Annotated in this window: 19 protein-coding genes and 1 pseudogene; 8 read left to right on the forward strand and 12 right to left on the reverse strand. The window is 61.9% G+C overall.

What is annotated here, in order from left to right; all coding sequences use genetic code 11:
* Positions 1 to 11: 11 nt before the first annotated feature.
* The 5 genes from BGI01S_RS27150 to BGI01S_RS27170 form a co-directional block, all read right to left on the reverse strand.
* The gene (locus BGI01S_RS27150) at positions 12 to 917 is read right to left on the reverse strand and encodes an ABC transporter permease (RefSeq protein ID WP_084585516.1); all 906 of its coding nucleotides are present in this window, start codon (positions 915 to 917) and stop codon (positions 12 to 14) included.
* Positions 918 to 942: 25 nt separating this feature from the next.
* Positions 943 to 1,806 carry an ABC transporter permease gene (locus BGI01S_RS27155; protein ID WP_042329461.1) on the reverse strand — a complete coding sequence of 288 codons (864 nt, stop codon included), beginning with the start codon at positions 1,804 to 1,806 and terminating at the stop codon, positions 943 to 945.
* Positions 1,807 to 1,818: 12 nt separating this feature from the next.
* Positions 1,819 to 2,886, reverse strand: coding sequence for an ABC transporter substrate-binding protein (locus BGI01S_RS27160; RefSeq protein WP_042329462.1), 1,068 nt, complete (start codon positions 2,884 to 2,886; stop codon positions 1,819 to 1,821).
* A 64-nt stretch (positions 2,887 to 2,950) separates the two neighbouring features.
* Positions 2,951 to 4,591: a chaperonin GroEL gene (gene groL / locus BGI01S_RS27165; protein WP_042329464.1), complete on the reverse strand. Its 1,641-nt coding sequence runs from the start codon at positions 4,589 to 4,591 to the stop codon at positions 2,951 to 2,953.
* A 14-nt stretch (positions 4,592 to 4,605) separates the two neighbouring features.
* Positions 4,606 to 4,896: a co-chaperone GroES gene (locus BGI01S_RS27170; protein WP_042329466.1), complete on the reverse strand. Its 291-nt coding sequence runs from the start codon at positions 4,894 to 4,896 to the stop codon at positions 4,606 to 4,608.
* Positions 4,897 to 5,158: 262 nt separating this feature from the next.
* Here BGI01S_RS27170 and BGI01S_RS30405 point away from each other — a divergent pair, with 262 nt between their 5' ends.
* The 4 genes and pseudogenes from BGI01S_RS30405 (at position 5,159) to BGI01S_RS27185 (ending at position 8,334) form a co-directional block, all read left to right on the forward strand.
* Positions 5,159 to 5,401 carry a hypothetical protein gene (locus tag BGI01S_RS30405; protein ID WP_157004269.1) on the forward strand — a complete coding sequence of 81 codons (243 nt, stop codon included), beginning with the start codon at positions 5,159 to 5,161 and terminating at the stop codon, positions 5,399 to 5,401.
* Between the two features lie 137 nt (positions 5,402 to 5,538).
* Positions 5,539 to 6,294 carry an SDR family NAD(P)-dependent oxidoreductase gene (locus tag BGI01S_RS27175; protein WP_042329467.1) on the forward strand — a complete coding sequence of 252 codons (756 nt, stop codon included), beginning with the start codon at positions 5,539 to 5,541 and terminating at the stop codon, positions 6,292 to 6,294.
* 18 nt (positions 6,295 to 6,312) lie between these two features.
* Positions 6,313 to 7,152, forward strand: a pseudogene (locus BGI01S_RS27180) (CmcJ/NvfI family oxidoreductase).
* 156 nt (positions 7,153 to 7,308) lie between these two features.
* Complete coding sequence (locus BGI01S_RS27185; RefSeq protein ID WP_042329519.1) at positions 7,309 to 8,334, forward strand: aliphatic sulfonate ABC transporter substrate-binding protein; 1,026 nt, start codon at positions 7,309 to 7,311, stop codon at positions 8,332 to 8,334.
* 125 nt (positions 8,335 to 8,459) lie between these two features.
* On the opposite strand, the gene BGI01S_RS27190 is transcribed toward BGI01S_RS27185, so the two are convergent.
* Positions 8,460 to 9,818 (reverse strand): LLM class flavin-dependent oxidoreductase, encoded by a 1,359-nt coding sequence (locus BGI01S_RS27190; RefSeq protein WP_232624457.1) that lies wholly within the window; start codon positions 9,816 to 9,818, stop codon positions 8,460 to 8,462.
* 306 nt (positions 9,819 to 10,124) lie between these two features.
* On the opposite strand from BGI01S_RS27190, the gene BGI01S_RS27195 reads away from it, so the two are divergent.
* Positions 10,125 to 11,258, forward strand: coding sequence for a hybrid sensor histidine kinase/response regulator (locus tag BGI01S_RS27195; RefSeq protein WP_042329523.1), 1,134 nt, complete (start codon positions 10,125 to 10,127; stop codon positions 11,256 to 11,258).
* Between the two features lie 40 nt (positions 11,259 to 11,298).
* Here the strand turns inward: BGI01S_RS27195 and BGI01S_RS27200 are convergent, their stop codons facing one another.
* The 6 genes from BGI01S_RS27200 to BGI01S_RS27225 form a co-directional block, all read right to left on the reverse strand.
* Positions 11,299 to 13,863, reverse strand: coding sequence for an ATP-binding response regulator (locus BGI01S_RS27200; RefSeq protein ID WP_042329468.1), 2,565 nt, complete (start codon positions 13,861 to 13,863; stop codon positions 11,299 to 11,301).
* A 16-nt stretch (positions 13,864 to 13,879) separates the two neighbouring features.
* A complete protein-coding gene (locus tag BGI01S_RS27205) occupies positions 13,880 to 15,106 on the reverse strand; it encodes a hypothetical protein (protein ID WP_042329469.1) in 1,227 nt (408 codons plus the stop codon).
* Positions 15,107 to 15,675: 569 nt separating this feature from the next.
* Positions 15,676 to 16,986 (reverse strand): phospholipase A, encoded by a 1,311-nt coding sequence (locus BGI01S_RS27210; RefSeq protein ID WP_084585518.1) that lies wholly within the window; start codon positions 16,984 to 16,986, stop codon positions 15,676 to 15,678.
* Between the two features lie 443 nt (positions 16,987 to 17,429).
* Complete coding sequence (locus tag BGI01S_RS27215; RefSeq protein WP_042329470.1) at positions 17,430 to 17,933, reverse strand: hypothetical protein; 504 nt, start codon at positions 17,931 to 17,933, stop codon at positions 17,430 to 17,432.
* 82 nt (positions 17,934 to 18,015) lie between these two features.
* The gene (locus BGI01S_RS27220; protein ID WP_232624458.1) at positions 18,016 to 18,807 is read right to left on the reverse strand and encodes a phytanoyl-CoA dioxygenase family protein; all 792 of its coding nucleotides are present in this window, start codon (positions 18,805 to 18,807) and stop codon (positions 18,016 to 18,018) included.
* A 143-nt stretch (positions 18,808 to 18,950) separates the two neighbouring features.
* Positions 18,951 to 19,748 (reverse strand): sulfotransferase family protein, encoded by a 798-nt coding sequence (locus BGI01S_RS27225; protein WP_042329472.1) that lies wholly within the window; start codon positions 19,746 to 19,748, stop codon positions 18,951 to 18,953.
* A 313-nt stretch (positions 19,749 to 20,061) separates the two neighbouring features.
* On the opposite strand from BGI01S_RS27225, the gene BGI01S_RS27230 reads away from it, so the two are divergent.
* Genes BGI01S_RS27230 through BGI01S_RS29070 form a run of 3 tightly spaced genes read left to right on the forward strand, consistent with a single transcriptional unit; the run spans position 20,062 to position 25,758 of the window.
* On the forward strand, positions 20,062 to 22,377 hold the full coding sequence (locus BGI01S_RS27230; RefSeq protein WP_232624459.1) for a type VI secretion system Vgr family protein: 2,316 nt from the start codon (positions 20,062 to 20,064) through the stop codon (positions 22,375 to 22,377).
* A 59-nt stretch (positions 22,378 to 22,436) separates the two neighbouring features.
* Complete coding sequence (locus BGI01S_RS27235; RefSeq protein ID WP_084585519.1) at positions 22,437 to 25,178, forward strand: lysozyme family protein; 2,742 nt, start codon at positions 22,437 to 22,439, stop codon at positions 25,176 to 25,178.
* A gap of 4 nt (positions 25,179 to 25,182) precedes the next feature.
* Positions 25,183 to 25,758 carry a lysozyme inhibitor LprI family protein gene (locus tag BGI01S_RS29070; protein WP_052400527.1) on the forward strand — a complete coding sequence of 192 codons (576 nt, stop codon included), beginning with the start codon at positions 25,183 to 25,185 and terminating at the stop codon, positions 25,756 to 25,758.
* Positions 25,759 to 25,780 lie beyond the last annotated feature (22 nt).

A 25,780-nucleotide genomic window follows, 5' to 3' on the forward strand; every position in this document is an offset into this window, starting at 1 on the left:
TTTTGCATGCCTTACGATGTGCGTGCCGGACGGCGCGCGAACACGGCCCGTTCGATCGCGCGAGCCAGCGCATTGAGGGCCCAGCCGGTCAGGCCGACCACGATGATGCCGAACAGCACCAGATCCATCCGGAACTGCTCGCTGCCGTCGATCAGCAGATTGCCGATCCCGCTGCCCGACACCAATAGATATTCGGCGCCGAGCGTCGCGAGCCACGAATAGATCAGCGCGAGATAGATGCCGGTGAAGATCGACGGTAAAGCAGCGGGGAAAATCACATAGGCGATCAGTTGCAGGCGCGAATAGCGGAACGCGCGGGCCACTTCGATGTAGCTGCGCGGCACCGCATGAATGCCGTCGCAAGTGTGCGCGGTCACCGGCAGCAGCGCGGCCAGCGAGAGAAACACGACCTTGGCCGCATCGCCCAAACCGAACCACACCGAGATCAGCGGTATCCATGCAAACAACGAAATCTGCTTGAACGTATCGAAGCTCGGTCCGACCATCCGGCGCGCCAGCCGCGAAAAACCAAGCAGGCTGCCGAGCAGCAAACCGCCCGCCGTGCCGATGACAAAACCGCTCGCCTCGCGTGCGAGCGATGCGGACAGCGCCCGCAGCAACGCGCCGCTTATCGTTTGCTGCCAGCCGGTTTGCAGCACTTCGAGCGGGCTCACCAGCAGACCGCTCTTCACGAGGTGCAGCGCCGACACGACGGACCAGAGCGCGATGGCGACAAGCGGCAATACCGCGCCGCGCCACGCGCCCCTGCGTCGATCGACGACCGTCGCGACCTTGTCGGCCTTGACTGCCTTGGCGGTCTTCCTGCGCGGCGGCAACTCGCAACCGCACGGCGGCGGTCCGCCTCGTTTCAAACCCGCGTGTGCGCTGCGTAAATGAAGTTTCGACAGAAAGCTCATGAAGTTCCTTTGCCTCGCGGCGGCTTCACTCGCGAAACGCGGACGGCTGCCCGCGCCGCAGACGCGCTTCGAGAGAATCGAGCAGACGGTTCACGATGAAGCCGATCGCGCCGACCACGACCACCGCCGCCATCACCAGATCGAGTTGAAACAGTTGCCGCCCGTACACGATCAGGTAGCCGAGCCCTTCGGACGACGCGACCAGTTCGACCACGACCAAGGCCAGCCAGGCCTTCGTGAAGCCGAGCCGCACGCCGGTCGCGAGCGTCGGCACGGCCGCCGGCAACACCACGTGGACGATCCGCTGCCACGGGGTATAGCCGTAGCCGCGCGCCACTTCCTCGAGATGCGGAGGCGACTGGCGAAAACCCTGCAACGTGCTGAGCGTCACCGGTACGAGCGCGGCGTGCGCGATCAGGATGTACTTGAGCGGTTCGCCGACTCCGACGAGCAGCAGCAGAAACGGCAACCAGCCGAGCACCGGAATCTGCACGAGCGCGTTGAAGCCGGGCAGCACGTACGCTTCTAGCGTGCGCGACAGACCGAGCGCCGCGCCGATCGCCAAGCCCACCAGCGTGCCGACCCCGAACCCGACCAGCACGCGCTGCAGGCTGATCAACGTGTTACGCGCGAGGTCGCCGCTCTGCGCGAGTTCTACGAACGTCTCGTAGACGCGCCCGGGCGGCGGCAGAATCTGCGGCGCGATCCAGCCGCGCTCGCAGCCGATCGTCCAGAGCGCGAGCAACGCGGCCGGCAGCAGCCACGGCGCAAGGCGCCACGCGATATGACGCAGCCGCTCGCCGCTACGGCGCGCTTTGGGAAGTCGGTGCGTGTCGTCGGCGGCAGACGTCGCGGACGATGGCGCGAGTGGAATCGCGGTCTCGCTCATGGTCGGGCTCCGTTAGCTGAGCGGCTTACCGGCCGCGTCGTAGCGGGTCCAGTAGCGATCGAGCTTTTGCGCATGCAGGGCATTGTCCAGATAGCGCGGTTCGAACCAGTGATCGACGTCGACCGGTTGGCGGATCAGTTTCAACCTGAGCGCATCCTGAGCGACCGCCTTGTAACGCGCGACGATGAACGGGTCGATCAGCGGCGTGTTGCGGTCCTTCAGCGGCTGTTGCGCGAACTCGGCCTGCCACGATGCGTAGCTCACGCCGCTTTGCGCCCACAGCTTGAAGAGCGCGTCGCGGTTGGCTTCGTCGGACGACCACTGCGCGCCTTTGACGAAAGCATTCACCACGCGCTGAACGACGTCGGGATGAGCGTGCTCGAAGTCGTCGAGCACGAGCAGATGCGATTGCCGCGTGAATTGCGGACCGTCGGTCTGCGATTCGTACACGACCTTTGCCAGGCCCTGATCGCGCAGCTTGTAGACGTGGTAATCGTTGAACGACGCGTCGATCCCTTTCGACGCCAGCGCCGCGAGTGCGCTCGCCACATCGAGGTTGATCACGCGCAGATCGCGCTCGTCGAGCTGGTTTGCCGCGAGTGCATTGTCGGCGACGAGCTGCAGGTTAGTGCCGCGAAAGAGGGCGACGCGGCGCCCCTTGAGGTCCTTGATCGTACGGATGTCCGAGTCCGGCGGCACGGCGATTTTGATGCCGACACGCACGCCGGACTCCAGCAGGATGTGCGTCTTCAAACCGTTGGCCCGCCCGAGCACTGAGGGCAGGTCGCCCTGAAACGCGAAGTCGAGCGACTTGTCGGCGATCGCTTCGTTGACGGCCGGCCCGGCGCCTTTGAAGAAAAGCCACTGGACCTTGATGCCGTCCGCCGCGAATTCCTTTTCGAGCAACTGCTGCAATTGCACGGTCGCAGCGGGCGAGCCGCCGAACGTGGGCGGATCGCCCGCGCCTTGCTGGGCGACGCCGATCCGGATGACGGACGGCTTGTCGGCATACGCGTGAAGCGTCGCGGTAGCCAGGGCGGCGCAGACCGCCAGGGACTTCAGTAGCTTGAAATAGCGCATGGTTTCCGTGGTGAACGAGATCGACCGGCGTATTCGGATGAATACGCCGGTGCAGGCAGGAAGGTCAGAAGTCGAAGCCGGCGCCCGGCGCGCCCGGTCCGCCCGCGGGCGTCGCCGGAGCGGCATCCTTCGGTGCTTCGTGCACGGTGGCGTCGGTGGTCAGCAGCAGCGCGGCGACCGATGCCGCGTTTTGCAGCGCCGTGCGCGTGACCTTGGTCGGATCGAGCACGCCCGATTCGACGAGGTCGCCATACTCGCCGGTCTGAGCGTTGTAGCCAAAGTTGCCGCTGCCCTCGGCGACCTTCGCGACCACGACGCTTGCCTCCACACCGGCGTTGGTCACGATCTGGCGCAACGGTTCTTCGAGCGCGCGCAACACGATCTTGATGCCGGCGTCCTGATCCGCGTTCGCGCCTTTGAGTCCGCTGATCGCCTTGCGCACGCGAATCAGTGCAACGCCGCCGCCCGGCACGATGCCTTCCTCGACAGCCGCGCGCGTCGCGTGCAGCGCGTCGTCGACGCGGTCTTTCTTTTCCTTGACCTCGATTTCGGTCGCGCCGCCGACCTTGATGACCGCCACGCCGCCGGCGAGTTTGGCCACGCGTTCCTGCAGCTTCTCGCGGTCGTAGTCGGAACTGGCTTCTTCGATCTGCGCACGAATCTGCTTGACGCGCGCTTCGATATTGCCGCGCTCTCCCGCGCCGTCGATCACGGTGGTGTTTTCCTTGCCGACCTCGATGCGCTTGGCCTGGCCCAGTTCGGCGAGCGTCGCTTTTTCCAGCGTCAGGCCGGTCTCTTCGGCGATCACCTGGCCGCCGGTCAGGATCGCGATGTCTTCGAGCAGCGCCTTGCGGCGGTCGCCGAAGCCCGGCGCTTTGACGGCCACCGTTTTCAGAATGCCGCGAATGTTGTTCACCACCAGCGTCGCAAGCGCTTCACCTTCCACGTCTTCGGCAATGATCAGCAACGGACGGCCCGCTTTCGCGACCTGTTCGAGCACCGGCAGCAGCTCGCGGATGTTCGAAACTTTCTTGTCGTGCAGCAAAACGAACGGATTGTCCAGCACCGCGACCTGCTTCTCCTGATCGTTGATGAAATACGGCGACAGGTAGCCGCGATCGAATTGCAGGCCTTCCACCACGTCGAGTTCGTCGTCGAGCGACTTGCCGTCTTCGACGGTGATCACGCCTTCCTTGCCGACCCGATCGATCGCCTCGGCAATCCGCTGGCCGATCGATTCTTCGCCATTCGCCGAGATCGTCGCGACCTGGGCGATTTCCTTGCTCGTGGTGGTTGGCTTGCTGATCTTCTTCAATTCGTCGATCGCCGCGATCACGGCCTTGTCGATACCGCGCTTCAGGTCGAGCGGATTCAGACCGGCGGCCACATACTTCTGACCTTCGCGCACGATGGCCTGAGCGAGCACGGTCGCGGTGGTCGTGCCGTCGCCGGCCGCGTCGCTGGTGCGCGATGCGACTTCCTTCACCAGTTGCGCGCCGATGTTCTGCACGCGATCCGGCAATTCGATTTCCTTCGCGACAGATACGCCGTCCTTGGTCACGACCGGCGAGCCGAAGCTGCGCTCCAGCACCACGTTGCGGCCCTTCGGTCCGAGCGTCACCTTGACTGCGTTAGCGAGAATGTTTACACCTTCGACGAGTTTCGAGCGCGCGACATCGCTGAAAATGATTCCTTTTGCTGCCATGTTCCAGGCTCCCTTTATTGAGTGACGACGGCGACGACGTCTTCTTCGCGCAGCACCAGCAGTTCGGTACCGTCCACCTTCACCGACTGGCCCGCGTATTTGCCGAACAACACGCGTTCGCCGACTTTCAGATCGGGCTCGATACGCTTGCCGTCGCTATCGCGCTTGCCCGGTCCGATGGCGATCACTTCGCCCTGGTCGGGTTTTTCGGCGGCGCTTTCGGGAATCACGATCCCCGACGCTGTTCTGGTTTCCTGATCAAGACGTTTGACGATCAGACGGTCGTGTAGTGGACGTAGGCTCATAAGGCGAATTCGGTGGTTGTCGAAGATTTGGCACTCGTCGCAGGTGAGTGCTGACCGGGATCGAGTATAGGAACGTGCCGCGATGCGCTCCAATAACGAATCCTCGGATCGATATCGGAGTTTGTTCTTTACGTCGATGAGCCTGGCGCTCTGCGGCGATCTGCACGATTGCGCGAAAACCATTCCAGAAAAGCTTGTTTGCGATTCGCTGTCCTGATGACTAGATTGGTTTGGAGAGCATTGAATCGATGGAGCGCGCATCATGGCCAGTTCTGCGGCAGCTATCTGGGACGGAGTCCGGCACCCGCGTACTTTTCTGCGGCATTGGGCAACGCATGTGTCGGCGGCGCGCTTGCGCTCATATGAGGCGATGGCGGCGTCGGCGCACGGCAGCAATTCGCCGGAGCGGCTCGAACGCATCGCGGCCTACGCGCGATGTGGGTACTTTCATATGGAATACACAGCAGGGATGTTCGTCGTGCCGCTCGACATCGCACGCGAATGAAAGTCTGAACGACGGTCTGATTTCGCCGCAAGATTTTCCGCGATTCGATTCCACGATTCGTTATTTCCATCGCGCACGGCGATCGCCTACGCTGAAACACGCGCCGCGTGTTGCGGCTGCATGCCATGGAGATTCCGATGACCGAGCCCGTTGAGCAGAACCACGAGAACACGCGTCTTGCGTGGATAGCCGGTGTCGGCGCGAGCGCCGGACTCGGGGCCGCGCTCGCGCGCCGCTTCGCCCGCGAGGGTTTTACCGTCGCGGTGACGGGCCGCTCGCGCGAGCGGCTTGACGCGCTCGTCGACGCAATTCGCGGCGCCGGCGGCCACGCGCTCGCATTGCCCGGCGATGTCACCAGCGAAAGCGATCTGGCGGCGATTACGCGGCAGCTTGGCGAGCGCGGCACACTCGAAGTCGCGATCTTCAACGCGGCCGGCGCGACGCGCGCGCCGACGCTCGAACTCAGCGCGGAGCAGTTCGAAGCGGCGTGGCGCGTCACGACGTTCGGCGGCTTTCTGTTCGCTCGCGCGGCGCTGCAACCGTTGCTGGCAAACGGTCGCGGCTCACTGTTGTTCACCGGCGCGACCGCGTCGCTGCGTGGCCGTCCGCCATTTGCGGCGTTTGCCTCGGCCAAGGCCGGCTTGCGTTCTCTTACGCAGAGCCTCGCGCGCGAGTTCGGCCCGCGCAATATCCACGTCGCGCATGTGGTGGTCGACGGCGGCATCGACGGCGAGCGTCTGCGCACGTCGTCGCCGCAGCGGGTCGCCGAACGCGGTTCCGATGGCCTGCTCGATCCAGCCGATATCGCCGAGGCTTACTGGCAGTTGCATCGACAGGGTCGCAGCGCGTGGTCGCAGGAAATCGACCTGCGGCCCTTCAATGAATCGTTTTAACGTGAGGAGGACGTGAACATGAGCGATATCGTCATCGATACGCCTGCGTCGGCCACGACGATCGAGGCGGAACTGAACTACCTGGAATTCACCGGCGAGAGGCCCGTTTCCTACCAGTACGAGCCGCCGCCGGGTGTGCCGAAACGCAGCGGCGTGTACCGGCCGCATCGCGTGCGGATTGCGAATGCGCGCGTGGCGCCGCCGCCCGGCGCGTTGTCGCTCGACCGTAACGGCTTCGAATTGCATCGGCACGCGAGCGCCCTTAGCGATTTCTCCGACGCCGCATAAATCGAAGCGGTCTACTATGCGGAGGCCGAAGCGCTGCTCAAGCAGGCCACCGGCGCGCGGCGCGTGGTGGTGTTCGATCACACGCTGCGCGACGGCAAGCCCGAACGCGCCGAAGGCGTGCGCGAACCCGTCAAGTACATCCATAACGATCAGACATTCGTGTCGGGGCCGCGCCGCGTGCGCGATCATCTGCCGGTGGGCGAGGCGGAGCGTCTGTTGCAAGGCCGCGTGGCGATCGTCAACCTGTGGCGGCCGATCGGCGAGACCGTGCAATCGTCGCCGCTCGCGCTGTGCGACTCGCGCAGCATCGCGCTCAACGATCTTGTCGCGTCGGATCTCGTCTATCCGGACAAGGTCGGCGAGACCTATGCACTCGTGTTCAATCCGCGGCACCGCTGGTACTACTTCCCGCACATGACGCCCGATGAATACCTGCTGCTGAAGATCTACGATTCTGCCGGCGATCCGATTGCGCGACTGAGCGCGCATTCGGCATTCGACGATCCGATGTCCCCAGCAGATGCGCCCGCGCGCCGAAGCATCGAATTGCGCTCGCTGCTGTTCTTCTGAATTCACGCGCGCGCAGCGGGGCGGCGGCGGTGCGGTTGCAGTGTCGGCCGTTATGCGTTTGCCTGCTAAGCATAGTTAAAACGCTCGCTTATCCGTGCGGTTCGGCATTGCTACGATCGAAGTCTTATCGGATTGACCAGCCCGGAATATCGCCCCGTGACATTTTCTATCTTTCGTTTGCTCGCCCGTGCGGCGTTGACGTCAGTGCTCGTCGTGAGCGCTGCCCACGCGCAAACCGCCACGAATGCACCGACGCCGGTGAAACTGCGGATCGGCTACCAGAAGTCGTCGACGCTCATCACGGTCCTGAAAGCGCGCGGCTCGCTCGAACAGGCGCTCGCGCCGCTGGGCGTGAGCATCACGTGGAACGAGTTTGCCAGCGGCCTGCCGCTGACCGAGGCGCTCAATGCGGACGCGGTCGACTTCAGCGCCGACGTCGCCGATACCGTGCCCGTGTTCGCGCAAGCCGCGCATGCAAGGTTTGTGTACGTCGCGCAGGAAGCGCCGTCGCCTGGCGCGCAGGCCATTATCGTGAAACGCGACGGGCCGCTGCATGCGCTTGCCGATCTGAAGGACCGACGCATCGCGGTGACCAAGGCCGCGGGCAGCCACTATCTGTTGCTGGCCGCACTCGCCAAAGCGGGCCTGACGCCGGCCGACGCGCGCATCAGCTATTTGACGCCCGCCGATGGACGCGCCGCGTTCGAGCGCGGCAGCGTGGATGCGTGGATCACGTGGGACCCGTATGTCGCATCGGTCGATAAAACGCCGGACGTGCGCATCCTTGCCAACGTCGAAGGGCTCGCGTCGTATCAGCGGTACTACCTCGCGTCGAGCAGTTTCGCGGCGGCGCATCCCGAGGTGATCAGCACGCTGTTTGCACAGTTGACATCGGCAGGGGAATGGGTTCGCGCTCATCCCGGCGATGCGGCCAGGTTGCTCGCGCCGATCTGGGGGCTAGACGCACCGACGATCGAACGTGCGAATGGTCGGCGCAGCTATGCGGTGCGTGCGGTGGATGCGCAGAATTTCGGCGAGCAGCAGAAGATCGCCGACACGTTCTATCGCGCAGGACTGTTGCCCGCGCCGGTCGATACGACGACGGCGCTACGCTGGAACTTCACGACGAAGCGGGCTGAAGCGGCGGGCAGTTCGACGACGGCGGCCGCGTCCGGAGGATGAGTCGACGCAAGACACACACACGGCCCGTGTCGATTCGAGCACCGGGCCGGCGGTTCGCTTGCAGTTGAGAGCGAACCGGCGACGACCACCGTCAAGGCTCGCTCGCCAGAACGCCCGAAGCGCGTTCAGGCGTTCACCGTAAGCCCTGAGTCCGCACTCGCATGCGGGCTCACGGGACGTTGCAATCCAAAGTGATCGCGCAGCGTGCGTCCCTCGTATTCGCTGCGGAAAATGCCACGTTGCCGCAGAATCGGCACGACGCCATCGACGAAATCCTGCAAGCCGTCGGGCAACGCATCCGGCATCAGATTGAAGCCATCCGCCGCGCCGCCCTTGAACCACTGTTCGATATCGTCGGCAATCTGCTCAGGCGTGCCGACCACCACACGATGTCCGCCGCCGCCGGCCAGCGCTCGAATCAATTGACGCGCGGTGTAGCCGTGCGTCCGCGCTTGCGCAAGGGTCGCGTGAAAGAACGTGTGGTTGCCGTTGCCGCCACCCGGTAACGGCAGATCGTCGGGCAGGCGCTCGTCGAGCTTCAGCGTGTCGGCTGCCACGCCGAGCGTGCCGGCGAGCCGGTTGAGGCTGTAACTCCACGGAATCAGATCGACCAGTTCGTCACGGCGACGCAAGGCTTCGGCCTCGGTCGCGCCGATGATCGTCGTCAGTCCCGGCAATACGCGAATCGCCTCCGGGCCCCGGCCGTAAGCCGCTGCGCGCGACTTCAGATCGCGCGCATATGCCGCCGATTCGTCGAACGACTGCGCGGCAGAGAACACCGCCTCCGCATGACGCGCGGCCAGTTCGCGACCGTCCGCCGAGCCGCCCGCCTGGATCAGCACCGGATGACCTTGCGTCGAACGCGGCAGATTCAATGCACCGGCGACGCTGAACCACTCGCCGCGATGCGCGACCGGATGCACCTTCGAGGTGTCGATAAAGCGTCCCGCCGCTTTGTCGCCGACTAACGCGTCGTCTTCCCAGCTGTCCCACAGCGCCTTCACGAGCGACGTGAACTCGGCCGCGCGTGCATAACGTTCCGCATGCACGGGCACCGTATCGCGGCCGAAATTGCGGGCCGAGCCGAGATCGGCGGTCGTCACCGCATTCCAGCCGGCGCGGCCGCCGCTGACGTGATCGAGCGTCGCGAACCGGCGCGCGATGTTATATGGCTCGTTGTAACTCGTCGACGCCGTGCCGATCACGCCGATATGCGTCGTCGCCGCGGCGATGGCGGCGAGCAGCACGGTCGGCTCCAGTGCAGTGATCGGGCGGAAGTCGATCTGATCCGCGATCGACGCGTTGTCGGCGAGGAACACGGCGTCGAACTTCGCCGCCTCGGCGATCTGCGCGACGCGCACGTAGTGGGCGACGTCGATGAAGGCACGAGGATCGGCATCCGGAAGCCGCCATGCCGACGGCACGAACCCGGAGTGCAGGATGTTGACGTTCAGATGCAGGCGGCGGGGCGGGGAAGTATTCAACCGGGTCTCGCTGATAGAAATGAATTGGCCGGCGACGCGCCGGGCATAGTCGTTCGATGGTAAGGGGCGGGTCCGTGGCATCGAAGCAAGAATTGGTGCTAACCATCTATTCATAGCTGCGTTAAGCGCCGGGAGTTGGGGCACAATGCCCAGAATCGCAGCGTCACCGGACCGTGCGAGTGTGCGTATGAGCAGTGGAGACCCTGATGCGCACGAGCTTTACCGATGGTCCTGACGCGCGCCGTGTTTATTACCGCAGAGTTGGCCCGGTTCAATTTCGACCTGCCGCGATCCGCCGAGAATGCAATGAGCGATACCCCGCAGCCCCCGTTTTCCATTCTCTTCGTCGACGACGAGGAGATGTCGCGCAATCACTTCGCGCGCGCGATCCGCGCGGACTACAGCGTGCACGTCGCGCAGAGCGCGGACGAGGCGATCGATGTGCTGGGCCGTCACGGCGCGGAGATCGCCGTGCTGGTGACCGACTACCGGATGCCCGGCCGCGACGGCGACGACCTGCTGCGCCAGGTCGCGCACGAGTATCCGCAAATCGTGCGGATACTCGTGACCGCGTATGCCGACAAGGACATGCTGCTGCGCACGGTCAATACCGGCGAGGTCTTCCGCATCCTTGAAAAGCCGCTGCGCACGGAGAAGGTTCGCGAGGTGCTGCATCAGGCGATCGCACGCTACGCCGAGCGGGAAACGCGTCAACAGCGACTGCTGGCAATGGACGAGACGCTGGCGTTCCTCGCGCACGAGTTGAATACGCCGCTCGCGACGATCTCGCTGTTCGCGCGTTCCGTCGAAACGGACGTGGCCGAGCAATACGATCCGCAGCGTCAGCAGGAGATCGGTCACGCGGCGAGATCGATGCTGAACAACGCGCAGTATTGCCTGACGCTGATCTCGTCGTTCTGGGAGACGGTGCACCGGAGCGGCGGTCAGCAGTCCGTGTCGGAGGCCGGCATCCGCGAGGTCAGGGCGACGCGCCTGATCGCCACGCTGCTCGATACGTACCCGTTCGTCGGGTCGCAGCGTGACGGGATCGACGTCGACGTGCGGGGCGATTTCGTCGTGCGGGCGATGCCCAATTGCGTGGCGCTCGTATTGTCGTCGCTACTGTCGAATGCGTTGCGCGCGCTGGAGGGCACGGCCGCGCCGTCGCTGCGCCTCGAAGTGGTGGACAGCCCCGAGCCGGAGATCCGCATGCGCGACAACGGCCCCGGCATCGCGCCGGAGATCAAGGCGCGTCTGCTGCTCGACCCCGTCACGACTTACGCGGGCTCGGGCGGTCACGGGATGGGCATGATCTTTTGCAACCGCATCATGCAATCGTTCGGCGGCAACTTGCGGATCGACTCCGCGCTCGGCGAGGGGACCACGGTCACGATGGGCTTTCCCGCGCCGAAGGGGCGGTTGCAAAACGACGCGCAATGAAGCCGGCGCGTCGCTCATGCTGTGCTTGCAGCTCACGCAGCTAATCGCTCAGCACATCCCGATGATCGCGACGTGCTTTGGCCGACACGTAATACGCGTGCAGCGCGTCGGCTGAACGCCCGCTCAACATGCCGAGTTGCGCGAGCCAGTCGGGCTCGGTCGGCCATTCGCCGGCAATCACACGCGGATAGAGTTGCCGCGTGAAGCGATGCAGCGCCTTTGCGCCGATATTGCCGCTCACGCCGAGCAGCACGTGCAACGCGCCGTGCGTCGTTTTGATGTCGAGCGCGGCGACGCTGGTCGTGAGTCGCGTCACCAGCGCGCGAATCTGCTCGATGCCGTTGAGGAACGATTCGTCGAGCAGATCGAGCGCGACCAGTTCTTCGAGGTGCTCGTCGTCGAGCAGTTCGTCGTCCTGGATCGGCGCAAGCTGGTCGGCGGGGAGCGTCAACGTCGCCGGCGAAGGCTGTTCCGCCGCCGCGGCCGCCGCAGCCGCGGCGTCTGCTGCCTGTTGCGCCGCGAACTGCCTCGTCAGGCTCGCGTACAGCGAACCCGCCTGCACGGGTTTGATGATGACTTCGTTCATGCCGGCGGCGCGGCACGCGTGCACCGATTCGGTATCCGACTGGCTCGTCAACGCGATGATCGGCACGCCGGCATACGCGTCGGTCCGCGCGCGTATCGACGCGGCGGTGTCGATGCCGCTCATGCCCGGCATGTTCATGTCCATCAGGATCGCGTCGATCACGCCGTCTTTCTGCAAGCAGGCCAGCACGGCCTGTGCATGCCCGGCCTCCAGCACGGTCGCTCCGCAGCGCTCCAGATAGGCCTTGGCGACCAGTCTGCTGTACGTGTCGTCGTCGGCCACGAGGATCGCTTTGCCGGCGAAGTCGTCGGAGAGCTGGCTCAGATGATGCCGATTGCCGTTTTCGAAGAGCGCCTGCAACGCGCTGATCAACGCCTGCACGCCGGCCGACTTGCTGATGATTTCATCCATGCCGGCGCGGCGCGCATGCACACGCACCGCATTGCCGGGCTCCGCCGTGTACGCGGCGATCAGCACGCTGCGATTCGGGCACGCGTGATCGGCGCGAATGCGTTCGGTGGCGGCATAGCCGTCGAGAACCGGCATGCTGATGTCCATCAGCACGAGATCGTACGGCGACGACTCACGCAGCGTCGTCAGCGCGAGCGCGCCGTTTTCCGCTTCGCTCACATAGGCGCCCGCCTTCGTCAGCGCGAGACGGGTTCGGGCCCGCTGACCGGCGTCGTCGTCGACGATGAGGATGCGCTTGTCTTTGAAGACCGGCGCGGCGCGCTCGAAAATCCGGCGCTCGTAGTCGTCGACTTCGTCCTTCGACACGGGCGGGAAGCGCAGCGTGAACTCCGTGAAGCTGCCCACTTCCGCCTGGCAGGCAATGCTGCCGCCGAACGCACGCATGGCGCGTTGGCAATACGCGAGCCCGAGCCCCGTGCCGCCCGGATTGCCCGCCGAGCGAAACGGCTCGAACAGATGCGGCAGGATTTCGGGCGCAATGCCCGCGCCCGTATTGCGCACGATCACCGATTGCTGGTCGACCGTGAGCGTCAGCGTCGCCTGCGGATGCATGGCGATGTGATACAGCGCGTTCTTGATCAGATTGAACAGCGTGAACAGATAAACCGTTTCGTCCACCTTGAAGACGAAATCTTCCTTCACCACGAGGCGGACTCTGGCGCGCGCCTTGTCGTCGTCGAAGCCGTATTCTTCCAGCGCCTTACGCGTGGTCGCCGCCGCATTCAGATAGATCAGCCGGTCCGGGCGGATCGGCTTGGCGCTTACTTCGTCCAGCGTCATCGCGATGATGCGCAGGCCGCGCTCGATCGACAACTGGCCATGCGCGAGATGGCCGTACAGCGACGCGGCGCTTTCATGCGACAACGCGGGCGCCGGATTGGCCCCGGTTGTGGCGGGCAGCGCGTCTTCGATGCGGTCCAGAACGTGCCGCAACTGGGCGAGCGGATTGCGCATCTCGTGCGCGATCGAACCCGCGAGCGCCTGCAAAGCGCGGTTTTTCTCGACGAAGATGCGGCCCTTGCTGATCGCGTGGCTGAAGGCCATGCTGCACAGAACGACCACCGGCATGACCGCGAGATTGGACCGGTCTTCCACGTCGAGCACGATTGGCACGGGCGACGTTGCGATTGCGGCCAGTGACCCGGACAAGGCACCAATGCCGATACAGGCCATCAGCAGAAACGGATTGTCGATACAAAGCGCCAGAATGAAGACCATCATGACTTCGGTCATCATCCACATGGTGGAGAATGAATTCCTGACCGTAAGAAATGTGCAAACGAACGGCAATACGTAAATCAGCGCGCAATGCCAGTAAATCAGCAGGAAATGGTTGAACCGCTTTGGCCAGTACGCCTGAAAAAGCAATGGAATACAGACGAGCGCCGCGCTCAATCGGAGCAGAAGATTGTCGTATGGCTGCGGCAGGACATAGGTCCACACGAAGTAATAGATGGGATGGCACAGGAGGCCGAGTGCGCCGCCCCATCGAATTGCAAACCTGCTTCGTTCCAGCATATCCCGCATGCTCTCGCGCGATACCGCCATCAGGCCTCCGTTGACATTACGACCCCATCAGTTCGGGGTTGCTGCGTTGTTGCGTTCCGAGGTTGATCGGCGAGCCGTTTTTCCGGTGGAAAGGACCGACCGAAAACCCGTACTTCTTCAGGAGACTGTGAGTATACGAGACCGACCACACGGGCGGGCTGCCGATGATGAAATCGGAAGCGATCCCTTCCTGCCAGGCCGAATAGCCTTCGGCGAAACAGGTGTAGCAATCGCGGGCGGACGGCAGCCTGAAGGGGAAGGTGGTGTCGAGTCCGGCGGGACCACGGGCGAAGCACTCAATATATAGCGTCTCGTCGCGCGACGCGAGTTCGGCTTCGACGCTCGCCGCCCGCGGATGGGAGTCGTCGATCCAGAACTGCGCGCGCCGCAGGTCGGATGCGGTGAGGTAGGGCACGCTGGTGCTGCTCGCGAGGATCGCGCCGTCGAATTGCGGCAACGGGGTATCCGGGCTGAACGTATGCACCGACACCCGCGACTTGCCCAGCAGATCCGACGCCAGCAGTTCCTTGGCCTGCGCGGTGAGCAGGTTCACCTTGTCCGGCAGGTCGATCAGAATCAGCTCCTTCGGCGCGTCCTTGTAGAGCAGGTACTTAGCCACCGTCGTGCCGAGCTGGCCGGCCGCACCGAAGAGCGCGAGCCGGGACTTGCCGAAGTCGAGATCGAGTTCGGTACAGCAATGGATGGCCCAGTCCTTCAGCATTGCCGCCGTGGCCGCATGACCCGTGGTGATGTGCGGCGGCTTCGTATGTCGCGGCAGGGCGCCATAGTTGCAGGCATACGGCGTGGACGCACCCATCGCCACCATGTTCAGGCCGGCCTGTCTCGCCAGTTCCAGCGCCGGGAAGAATTGCGTTTCGCGGAATCGCTTGATGCCGCGCGGACTGCCGAGCCACATTTCAAGCGGCACCGGACAGGCGATATTCGCCCCAATGACCTGAGATCCCGAATAGATAGGCGACGCAATAAAAGGTCTGGTGTTCCAAAGCTCCTCTTCAAACGCCGCATTTCTGTGTTTGACGTTATGAAAAGAAAATGAAAGCGTATCCCAGTCCGTCGCGTGAAACAGAAAGCCCACCCCGCCATGCCCCCCGGGCAGATTATCCCGGATCTGTTCCGGGTGATTGGTATGTTTTAGCGCCAGCGGCGCGCTATTCAGATGCAAATTCAACGCGGCGTGCTGTTCGGGTTGGGTCGACACTTCCTTGAGAAGAGAAGTTTTCATTGGTGGTCCCATTGGTTGAAATTACGCTGCAAAAACAGCGCAGTGTCGTCAGTCGAAAAATGACGGGCGATCTCAACTCTAGAGAAAAGTGGTGGTGTGTGCCCGTCTGTTCGTTTACACAGCATGAGTCGGCTGTCGAGTGAGCCTGTTCGTCGGAGTCGTTATCGATGAACTGGAATGCGGAGAGGAATCGACTAGACGCGGCGCGTCGGTGCTGTCGCCGGTCGGCATTTTTTCCACATGCCGGAGACGGGACATGCGCCGCGATCAAATCGAGCGGCAGTGCGATTAAAACGGAATGCATGACCGGACAATCATGTGGGGGTCCCGTTTGCGCGGACACGGAGGGCGGCGGCGAGATCCGCGTGTCCCACACTGTAATACCGACTCGACGCATTCGTCCGGGCTGGCACGGATTACGGGCGTTCGGCGGCGATCCCTGCCGCACATATGCGAAGGGCCGCTTCTTCTGGCGGCCCTTCGTTCGCGCACTCTCACTCATGTCGTCGCATTCGTGCTTCGACCGTTTCTTTTTTTACTGACCGGACGTCACCGCCGCCGTCACCCACTCACCACCGCGTAATGGCATACCCGACTCGCGCAATCCACCGATGCTGGTTGTAGTCGAGAATATCCTCGCCATAACCTGTAAAGAACCCGAGCCAAATGTACCCGCCCCACGAACTATTGATCAACTTCGCCAGCGGATAGGTGAACTCCGTATCGATACTTCCCTTACCGCTCTTCATCCCTTTTCTGAGCGTCGCGGCCAGTTGCCAGCCATCGGGACTGCCGTATTTGAGCAAGAGATCCACATAGCCGCGATAGTCCGCAATATCGTGGTTCTCGCCCGCGATGTGCACGTAGTAGTAGAACTTCGGCGACACGGTCAGGTGATAGCTCGTGAGATCGCCAAAGTCCCACGTGGGCCGCACGAAGAGAATGTCGATGCCACGCGATTCCGGACCGTCGCGCCCATTCGATTCGTGACCGAAGCCGGTCATCAATCCCATCTTGCTGAACCACGAACTCTTCCAGCCCGTGTCATCCAGAGAGTAAAACAATTGAGGCATGTAACTGGTGTCGCGGAACGGTGCGGAGTACTCGCCGAGATCCCACAACGAGGTTTGCGTATAGCCGAAATACAGGTTATCGACGAAGCCTCGCGAGCGGGGATCATCCGGTATGACTACGCGGAATTTGAAGCTCAACTGAAATCGCGCGAGGTTCTCTCCATTCGAACCATCGGCGAAATACATCGGTTCGAATGCGGAGAAACGGCTCAGAAAGCTATTCACCTGGGGTGTCGCCGCATTCGTGAGAACGGGTTTCGGCGACACAGCAATCGTGCTCGCGGACTGATCCGGGATACTCGACGCGTCGCCATGCGCGCCGTCCGCCGACGCCACTTCCGTCGTCTTGCCGGATTTCGGCGGACGCGTGAGCAACACGAACGAAGGCGAAACATCCAGTTCCGGGACGTCGATCTTCATTGCGCCGCGCGCCCACGACGGCCATGTGCCGCTATAGCGGACCGCCTTGAGATCGCCCGTTGCGAGTTTGATGTGAGAGGGCGCGCCGCTATCGCGAGTGAGCATCACCGGCGTCGGTATGACGTCGGTGTTGCTGACGGCGACTTTCAATTGCGCGGGAACGTTGAATTCCAGAGCATCCGGCTGGTCGCCGGAATAGAGGATCGTGACTTCGAGCGGCGCGCTGGACAGCGCCTCACGCGGTGGACGCAGGACCGAAACGCCGGCGTAGCTGCACGCCGGATAACCGGCACACAACACCAGCGCGCTGAGACCTAGAGATAACCCGGATACGTAAGAGTCTTTGCCGCCGACGATGGACTTGCGGCCTTTCTTTACTCGACACATCAATCGATTCCACACGCGGAACTCCCATTGATCTACGAATTCAGGTTGCAGTGAGACGATAACGTCAAAGCGGGCAATTGGGTAAAAAAATTAGGGCGGGCGTAGTGGCTGACAGAAGGGACAATGGATGCCGATGTTGGACGGCTTCGCTTTCAAATTGCAATACGCCGAAGCTTCGTAAACGCCGACGCCGCTCCCGCGACGATTATCGATTGATCTATTGGAGTCTTCTCCGGCCGTCGATATCGGGCCATTCTGCCATTCGGATTCGTCCATTGCGCTAGTGGAAAAAAATCGTGTGGCATGGAGGACACTCGGGTAGCCGCCGCGTGCTGTCCGGTTGGATCGCCGTTGCATTTCTGCAACGAATGAAACGGCGCGATGTTCGCGAGGCATGACATGCCCGCGCGTCGGGGTGACGGAAAAGCGCCCGGGCGACGCCGTCAGCGCTTCTTCGGCGGCGTTGCGTTTTGCAGCGGACTAAAGCCGGCACCAGGCCTTGTAGTGTTGGCGGCGCGGGTCGGCTTCGTCTTTCTGGCCGACGCGCCGCGCGTCCCGGCCAGTTGTTCGAGCAGCTCTGAGTCGGCCTCGTCGCTGCTGTCGGCTGGCGGGGGCGCAGCGGCTTTGCGCGACTTATCCGCCGTCCGCCGGTCGCCGCCTCTCGAAGGCCGCGCGGTTTCCTTCGTCACGCCGACGATATGTTCGATCACCGCCGCGAAATCCTGATCGACCTGGTCGAGGGCATTACCCGGCATCATCACCGAGACGACGATTTCCCGTAACGATCGGTCGTCTTTCGCGCGCGAGTCCGCGGCGGTGTCCCAGCGAGCCGCGCCGACCGACGCGATCACACGCTCCAGCACGGCGGGGGACAAGACCCCGCCGTCGTACAGGCTCAGTATCAACCGCTCGGCAATGGCGAAGAGCGGATCGGGGCGTGGGGGCATGCACGCTTCTCCAGATGGCTGTCGTTGTCTCGCCCGCTTTCGCGCCGCTTTGCGCGGCGCGCCGAGGCGGGTTGCGGGCAGGTCAGTAGGCGAACTTGCGGTACTGCTCGGGCGTGGTCGCACCGTCCAGTTGACCGACCCGTGGCATGTAGCGTAGCAGCCGCTTCGCGCGTGGCCCCAATTGCCGATCGACGTCGACCGGCACGTCGATGTGCACCTCGGGGCGGAAATACCAGCTCCTGCTGTAGCCGATGACGACCATCGGACGAGGCTCGTCGGTGCGGTTCGGCGTGCCGCGATGCAGCGCGCGCACGTCGCGGATCATCACGTCGCCGAGTTCCATCGGGATCGCATGCAATGGCAGGCGACCTTCGCGCCACGCATTCAGCGCATCCTCGGAGCGCATCCGATGCGTGCCGAGCGTGGTCTCGAAGGGACCGTTTTCCGGCGTGACGTCGCACAGCGGGAAGTTGACCGCCAACTGGAAGGAAGGCGTTTCCGGCAGGCCGTCGAAGAGAGCCGGCGTGTCGCGATGAATGTCCTGATACGTCGAGCCATTCAGCGGCGTGTCGGTGGCGAGCTGGCACATCACCGGGTCGTCGCCCGCGACCCGCTCGACGATGCCCAGCACATCGGGATCGCAGAAGATGCTTTGATCGGCGAACACGCCGGCGAACGGCAGCGTGATGTAGTGCCGGTTTTCGCCGCGCACGGCGGTCGCTTTCGAAGCAATGCGTTCGGCGAGCAGCGGGGCGAACGCGTCGCGCCACGCCAGCAGCGTCGACTTCGGGAAGTGGTGCCGCAGGATGACCATGCCGTCGCGCTCGAAGGTCGCTGCGTAGTCATCGAGCTGTTCGGCGGAAAAGCGTTGCACGGTTGTCTCCTTGATGTCGTTGTCGGGCCGAGGAGGGCCAGTGCTTATCTTAGCTTTTTCCTGGAGATGCCGGTGTTGGGGGCTGCGCGCGAGTGGGGTGGGGCGGTTCTCGATAACGAAAAAAATATGTAGGGATGCCAGGTTTATGCGGCCGCATAGCCGAGATGCGTCGCCGCGCTTCCTGCGAGTGCCAGCAGTTTGCCGTCGCCGGCCGGCTCGCCGGGTATCACGTACAGATCGGCGATATCGGTCACGGGATCGCTGAACGGCGTCGGTGCCTTACGCTGGGAAATCAGAAAGTCGCTGATCGGTGACGCGTCCGCGAGATCGAGGAAGCGGCCGATACTCGTACCCGTCGCGAGCGGGTCTTCGATCAGCCCGCGATATGGAATGGTCAATGCGGATTCGTCCGGGAGTTCGTCGAAGAAGTCGATGATCTCACCGACGTATTGTCCCCAGACGCGCACGCCTTCGTCGATCGATCCGATCCAATGTTTGTGGAGCAGCGAATTGGCGACCTGGCGAGGATCGCGGTGAATGTGAATGAAGCGGGCCTGCGGCAGCAACTCGCGGATCAGCCGAAGGCAGGAACCGGAGCGCGGCAGATGCTCGATCGAACCGAGTCGGCCGGACAGCACGGTCGGGTCCGCATAGGAAGGATGCTTGTCGCCCCAGATCGGCGCGGTGATCTCGAGTTCCTCGCGATAGAAGCGCTCGATCCACGCGCCGAGCGTGCGTCGACTGAAACGGTTGAAGCGTTCGCGGCATGCGGAACTCAGCAGGTCCGGCCGATAGCTGCCGACCTCCAGCGTGTCTTTGAGGAGCGCGAAGACACGGCATTCGTTGGTCAATTGAATAAGCGGGTGCACGTTGAGAACGGAGCACAGAAAAGTCGTGCCGGACCTGGGCGAGCCGACGATGAACAGCGGAAAGGATGGCATGTCTCGCTCCCGGTGATCGCATGAGTCCAAGCATACATAGCGAAGGTGGCGCGAAACTGACGGGGGGATGGCGGGGTGGTTGGGGAACGTGTGAGGGCTAGGTGATGTACGGAATCGAAGTTATCTAAATCGCTTCATTCAATATCGAAAATAAGATCACTACTCTGAAGTATGCAGCATTAATAGAAGACGAGAAAAATGGGTAATTAATTGTCAAACCACGCTTGTCTCGATTTGATCTGGTTGACCTCAATACGGACTTAAATGTTCAATAGATTGGATGGGAGTCAGATCGAAGAGAGGAGAGTCATTGGTGAGTTCGGCAATTGAGCAATTGAATACGCTTCAGCGCAGTGGTGACCATGAGAAGTACTTCCTGGAAGTGCTGGGAGAGGAACAACTGACGGGTATCTCGGTGTTGTCCTTCTGCCTCGTTGAGAGAATGGGTGAGCCCTATCGTATCGAAATCGTTGCGACGCACCCATTGAAGTTGACGCGGGACGTAATCCTCGGACATGAAGCCAGATTCACGATGACGCCCGACGACGGCAGCGAGCCGCGCCGGTTCCGGGGGCGTATCAGGCGGTTCTCGCACACGAAGACGACGAAGGATCTGAGCAGCTATGAGATTGTCGTTGAACCGCATGTCGGCTGTCTCACGGCGCGCACGACGCAGACGTATCAGAACCAGCGTGCGCCCGACATCATCCAAACGATCCTGCGGCGTAATGGCCTGAAGGGTCATCAATTCAATTTCAGGCTACGCCGTCGGTATCCGCAACACAAATTCAGATTCCAGTACCAGATTGGCGACTGGAATTACATCAATATCCTGATGCAGAAGGAAGGCATCTATAGCTACATCGTGGCGGGCGAGCATGGCGATGTGGTGGTGTTCGGTGACGACATCGATCACTACATCTATCAACCGGCCTTGACGGCGCGGAATCGGGAACTGTCGGGGCTGATGACGGGCGACGAATCAGTCTCGATCCTGCGCACGCATACCGAGATGGTTCCCCAGTCATACGTGGTTGCGGACTACAACCCGGAGCAGGCATGGGAACGCTTCAGGGCCGACGCGAACGTCGCGAAGAAAGACACCACCACGTTCGGCCAGCGGTATATCTACGGCACGCATCATCTGGACAATGCGGGTGCGCAATGGGAAGCGCAGTTGCGTCACGAAGCGGCGTTTGCATGGCAGGTCGTCTATGAAGGCGAAAGCAATATTTATGGCTTATGTGTCGGTCGCGTTCTGCGCATGGATACGGATCTGCCGGATGCGCCTAACGGCCAGCTAATCGTCGAGGTCACGCATACCGGCGCGCGTGACAAGCCCTATCGCAACACCTATAAGGCAATTCCCTCAGACCGGCGTTTCCGTCTGAAGATCGAGGACGACCGGTGGCCGAAGATTAGCGGCACCCTGAGCGCCCGCGTCACCTCGCCCGGCCGCTACAAGTATGCGTACCTGACACAGCAGGGCTACTACGTGGTGCGCTTCGATTGCGATTTTGGTGATTGGCCGGCGGGCGCAGAAAGCGTCCCGCTGCGGCTCGCGAAACCGTTCGCGGGTGCGTTGCAGACCGGCTTTCACTTCCCCGCGCTGGACGGCACAGAGGCCATCATCTGCTTCCATGAAGGCAATCCGGACAAGCCTTATATCGGCGCATTCCATCACAACAGCCAGCAGGTCGATCCGATTACCAATCAGGACCGTCTGATGTCGCGTAATCGTATTTATACACAGAGCGGCAATGAATTTGATCTGGAAGATTGGGAAGGCGAGGAACACGTCAGGTTCTCGACCGAGCATTCAGGCCGTAGTCAGTTGACCCTCGGCCACATCGTCAACCACAAACGTGAGCATCGCGGCAGTGGCTTTGAGTTGCGCACCGATGAGCAGGGTGCGGTACGCGCGGGTGGCGGGCTGATGCTGTCCAGCGATATCCGGCAGCAGGCCAACGGCAAACATGCCGACATGACCGAGGCCGTGCAGCAGTTCCACAAATTGCAGGTCCAGGCGCGAAGATTGGCCGATCTGGCAAATACGGCAAAGGCGGAGATCGCCGATCTGAAGGCCGAAAGCGAATGGTTGAAGAACAGCGTGAACGGCCTGAAGGAAGCCGTGATGCTGCTGTCTTCGCCTAAAGGTATCGCTGTTTCGACGCCTGATCGCGTATCGATTGGCGCGGGTAATGATGTGAACGTGACAACCGGCGCAGGCTTCAACGTGAGCGCGCTGAAGAGCATCGTCATGATGGCGGAAAGCACGGTGTCGCTGTTCGCCCATACGCTCGGCGTCAAGCTGTTTGCAGCACGAGGGAAAGTCCAGATTCAGGCACAGAGCGACGAACTCGATATGTCGGCGCTGAAAGATATCAAGCTAACCAGCTCGAACGGCAAGCTCGTCCTATCGGCGAAAGAGGAGGTCTGGATCGGCGCGGGCGGCTCATATGTCCGTATCACTCCCCACGGCATCACGAACGCCACAACCGGCGACTGGATAGAGAAGGCACTGTCGTTCCAGAAGAACGAGCCGGATTCGGCAATGGTCAAGGACGGGCTCCCTCGGACAACCGATCTGCCGGATACGGGTGCTCATGGTTCGCGATTCTCCGGCTGACACTGCGGCGTCGCAACCGGCGTACCTATCGACTATTGCCAGTATTCCACCCTACAAGCATGCCCACACAAGCTCATCCACATCCGGTACCGACCCCGGCGACCACCCCGCTGACGTGGCGCTACCCCTTTCCGGATAGGGACAACAAGGAAGTGACAAGCCCACAGATCTACTATCAGGCACTGGCCGGAATGGATGACGGCTTTTTCCCGCTGGGGGTCAACGGTTTTCCGCACGGCGGTATTCACCTGAATGACGCCGCGGGCATGTTCGGGACGAAGGACGGTGTGCGCTGCATCGCGGACGGGCATATCGTCGCCTACAAGATCGATGGCGCCTATCCGCACCTGCAATTCAAAGACGGCAAGTGGGCGATGTACTCGACAGGCTTCGTGCTGGTGCGCCACACGTTGACGCTGCCGCCTGCGCCCAACAGCGCGGACGCGCAGCCAGCCGACGAGTCACACGATATCTACAGTCTCTACATGCACACGGCGGACTGGGCAACCTATCTGGGGGATGAGAAGCTGAAGCGTCCGTGGTGGTGGCTAAACATTGATGCATTCCGGGTTCAGCCCGGAGATCGCCAATTGGCCGCGCCAGACGGAGGCGCAACGGGGGCGGCTGGTGCGTTCGTCTGGACGGAGCCAAAGGCGAGCAAAAAAGGCGGCAGCTTCACGGCGGGTGAGCGGACCGGCTTCCTCGCGGAAGGCTGTGAAGTCGTCATTAGCGAGACGCGCGGCCAGTGGGTACACATCAAGACCATCACGGCGGGGCATATGGTCAGCCCCGTCAACGGCGGCGAGTTCGGGTGGGAAGGCCGGAACGTGCCGTGGAAAACTGAAGGCGATAGCGCGACTGTCACGCCTGAAAACGACTGGGGCTGGCTGTACAAACCGAACTTGCAGGGGATCAAGGAACCGGACTCCGTAGGGCAGGTGGTGATTCCGCCGACTCCGGTATTCGTCAAGGCCGGGACACCGCTCGGGCAGATCGGCGAGTATCACGATTACGAACGCGCGACCCCGCTGCCACCTACACCGAAGCGTCAGCTCCTGCATCTCGAAGTATTCGCCGACGAAGGCTTCAGCGCGTTTCTGGAAAAAAGCCGTGCGCGCGCGGCACCGCTACCCATCGATCAGCGGACACTTCTGGTGATAAACGCGGGCGCGAAGCTGGTGACAGACATCGCGCCGGCGGATCGCAAGTTGTGTCGTCTGCATCCCCTGTACCGGGCCGATTTGACGACGGACAGTCCGGTCAGCGGTCCGTGGGTCAAGGTGCAACCGCGATATCGGGATTCAACCACGACCCTGCTCATGCCCGATGGGCCACCCGTCTGGATCGAGCGCGAGAAGCTTGCCACCGCGACGTCGACAACACCCGCCTGGAGCCGCTTTCCGCTTAGTCTGCAGAACGTCGCCGACCCGGCGAACGCATTTGCGCTGGTGTATCCGCGCAGTCAACTCGACGGATTGAGTGTGGGGGACAAGGCTGCCGACGATGACAGGACGCACTGGTGGCGGGTCAAATTCGGCAATTCGGATGGACAACCCACCACTGGCTGGATCTGCGAAAAGAATCATCCAGGTACACAGTGGCAGAGCCCGTGGGCATGGCCCGGCTTTGAGAAGGTGGACGCCACCGGCATCGATATCGCGGATGCCTTCAGGCGCAACCTGGTCCTCACTGGCGCAGCCGACTGGAGGGAACAGAAGGAATTCGAGCCATCTGTTGCGGCAGTCAATGGCAGTCCGCTGTTGCAGAAGCTGGAACATACGATTGCCATGCTGGCTCCGTCTCCGAACAACGGCGCCAGTAAAAAGCCCAAACCGCAGAATTGTGCTGGCAAGGTCACGGCGAGAGCCATGCAGGCTGCGCTGCGCACGCCCTGGCTAGCGCAGGCACTCTCACATGTGATCCTTCGCTACGAAAGCGAGTGGGGCGGTGACATGTCGCGCTGGGACGCAATCACGCCGCTGATGCGAAACGCCCGGGACAACTGGCAGGTCGAGTTGCAGCGGATCCGCAAGCTGCAATGGTGGAACGAGGTGAAGGGTAAGGTCGCGGGCTTCCCGGGCAGTGCGACCGTGCATCATATTCACCCTATCGGTTTGATCGCGAACTTCGGCGGATGTCCTCCCACGTGCAAATCCGATGTGGTCGAGTTCGAGACGACGGAAGGTACGTTCAGGATCTCGCACGAGGCTTTTCATTTTATTCTTTCGAAAGAAGGATATAAGGATCGCCCGTATGTTCCAGGCGGCGATCAGTCAAGTGGCGTCACGCTGGGCTATGGGTACGATTTAGGGCAACAAAGTCATGCCCAGATTGAAACGGATCTGAACGGCATTTTTTCGCCCGCACAGATCACCCGGCTCCAGGAAGCGGCTGGAAAACAGGGAGATCATGCCCGGCACATACAACCTTCGCTGGCAGATATACCTGTCACCGTGGATATGGCGTTACGGTTGGCAATGGTCATGAAGCGACGATATGCGCAACAGACGGTTGACGCCTTTCCCGGCGCATCGAATCTCCACCCTCACTGCTCGGGTGCACTTCTCGATCTGGTGATCAATCGTGGCCCGGGCATGGAGGACAAGCCGCATCAAAAGTCTCGGGCGCAAATGAGAGCGATCAGGAGCGATGTCGCGTCCGAGAACCTGGCGGACATACCCGTTCAGCTGCGAGCGATGAAAGCACTTTGGGCAGGAACCGGACAGGGAGGACTGATCAGCCGCCGCGAGGACGAAGCAGTCCTATTTGAAAAGGGAATGAATTGCAACTGCTGGAGATGAATAGATGACAATGCGTATTTTTATGCTCTTTGCTCTTTGGGTATTTTCGAGCCTCGCTGGTGCCAGCACGCTTTGCACCAGCAAAATAACTCGGGAGCTTGAGACGTGCGCAAGAAGTAACTTTGAGGTGTCGGACAGGCAATTGAATAGCGCTTATAAAATGCTCGCGTCCAGACTTCAGGGTGGAGACGCGCAAACTCTGCTGAAGGCTCAAAGAGCATGGCTCGCATACGAAGAAAAGACCTGCCAGGGTGCCTATGATGTGACTAGCCCCGGAGAAGAATCGGGAATAGATAAATGGACCTGTCTGGATGGAATAACAAAAAACCGTACCAGAGAGTTGCAATATCTGGAGTCGGGCACTGGCTTGGACGATTTTTTTTATGCTGTCGATGTGGTTGCAAAATACTATGAAAGTGGCAACAGAGGCCGCTTTATTGACAAGCTCGCAGCCAGGGCGCTGGTCGACGATGAACAGGACTGGAATTCATACGTGACGGAAAACTGCAAGTTAGCGGCTTCCCGATTCAGCGAAGAGAAGAAGGATTGCATGGCCAGGCAAACTTTCTACCGCTACTGAATTCGGCGCACGCGAAGCAACT

The organism is Paraburkholderia ginsengisoli NBRC 100965, assembly GCF_000739735.1.
Lineage (GTDB): Bacteria > Pseudomonadota > Gammaproteobacteria > Burkholderiales > Burkholderiaceae > Paraburkholderia > Paraburkholderia ginsengisoli.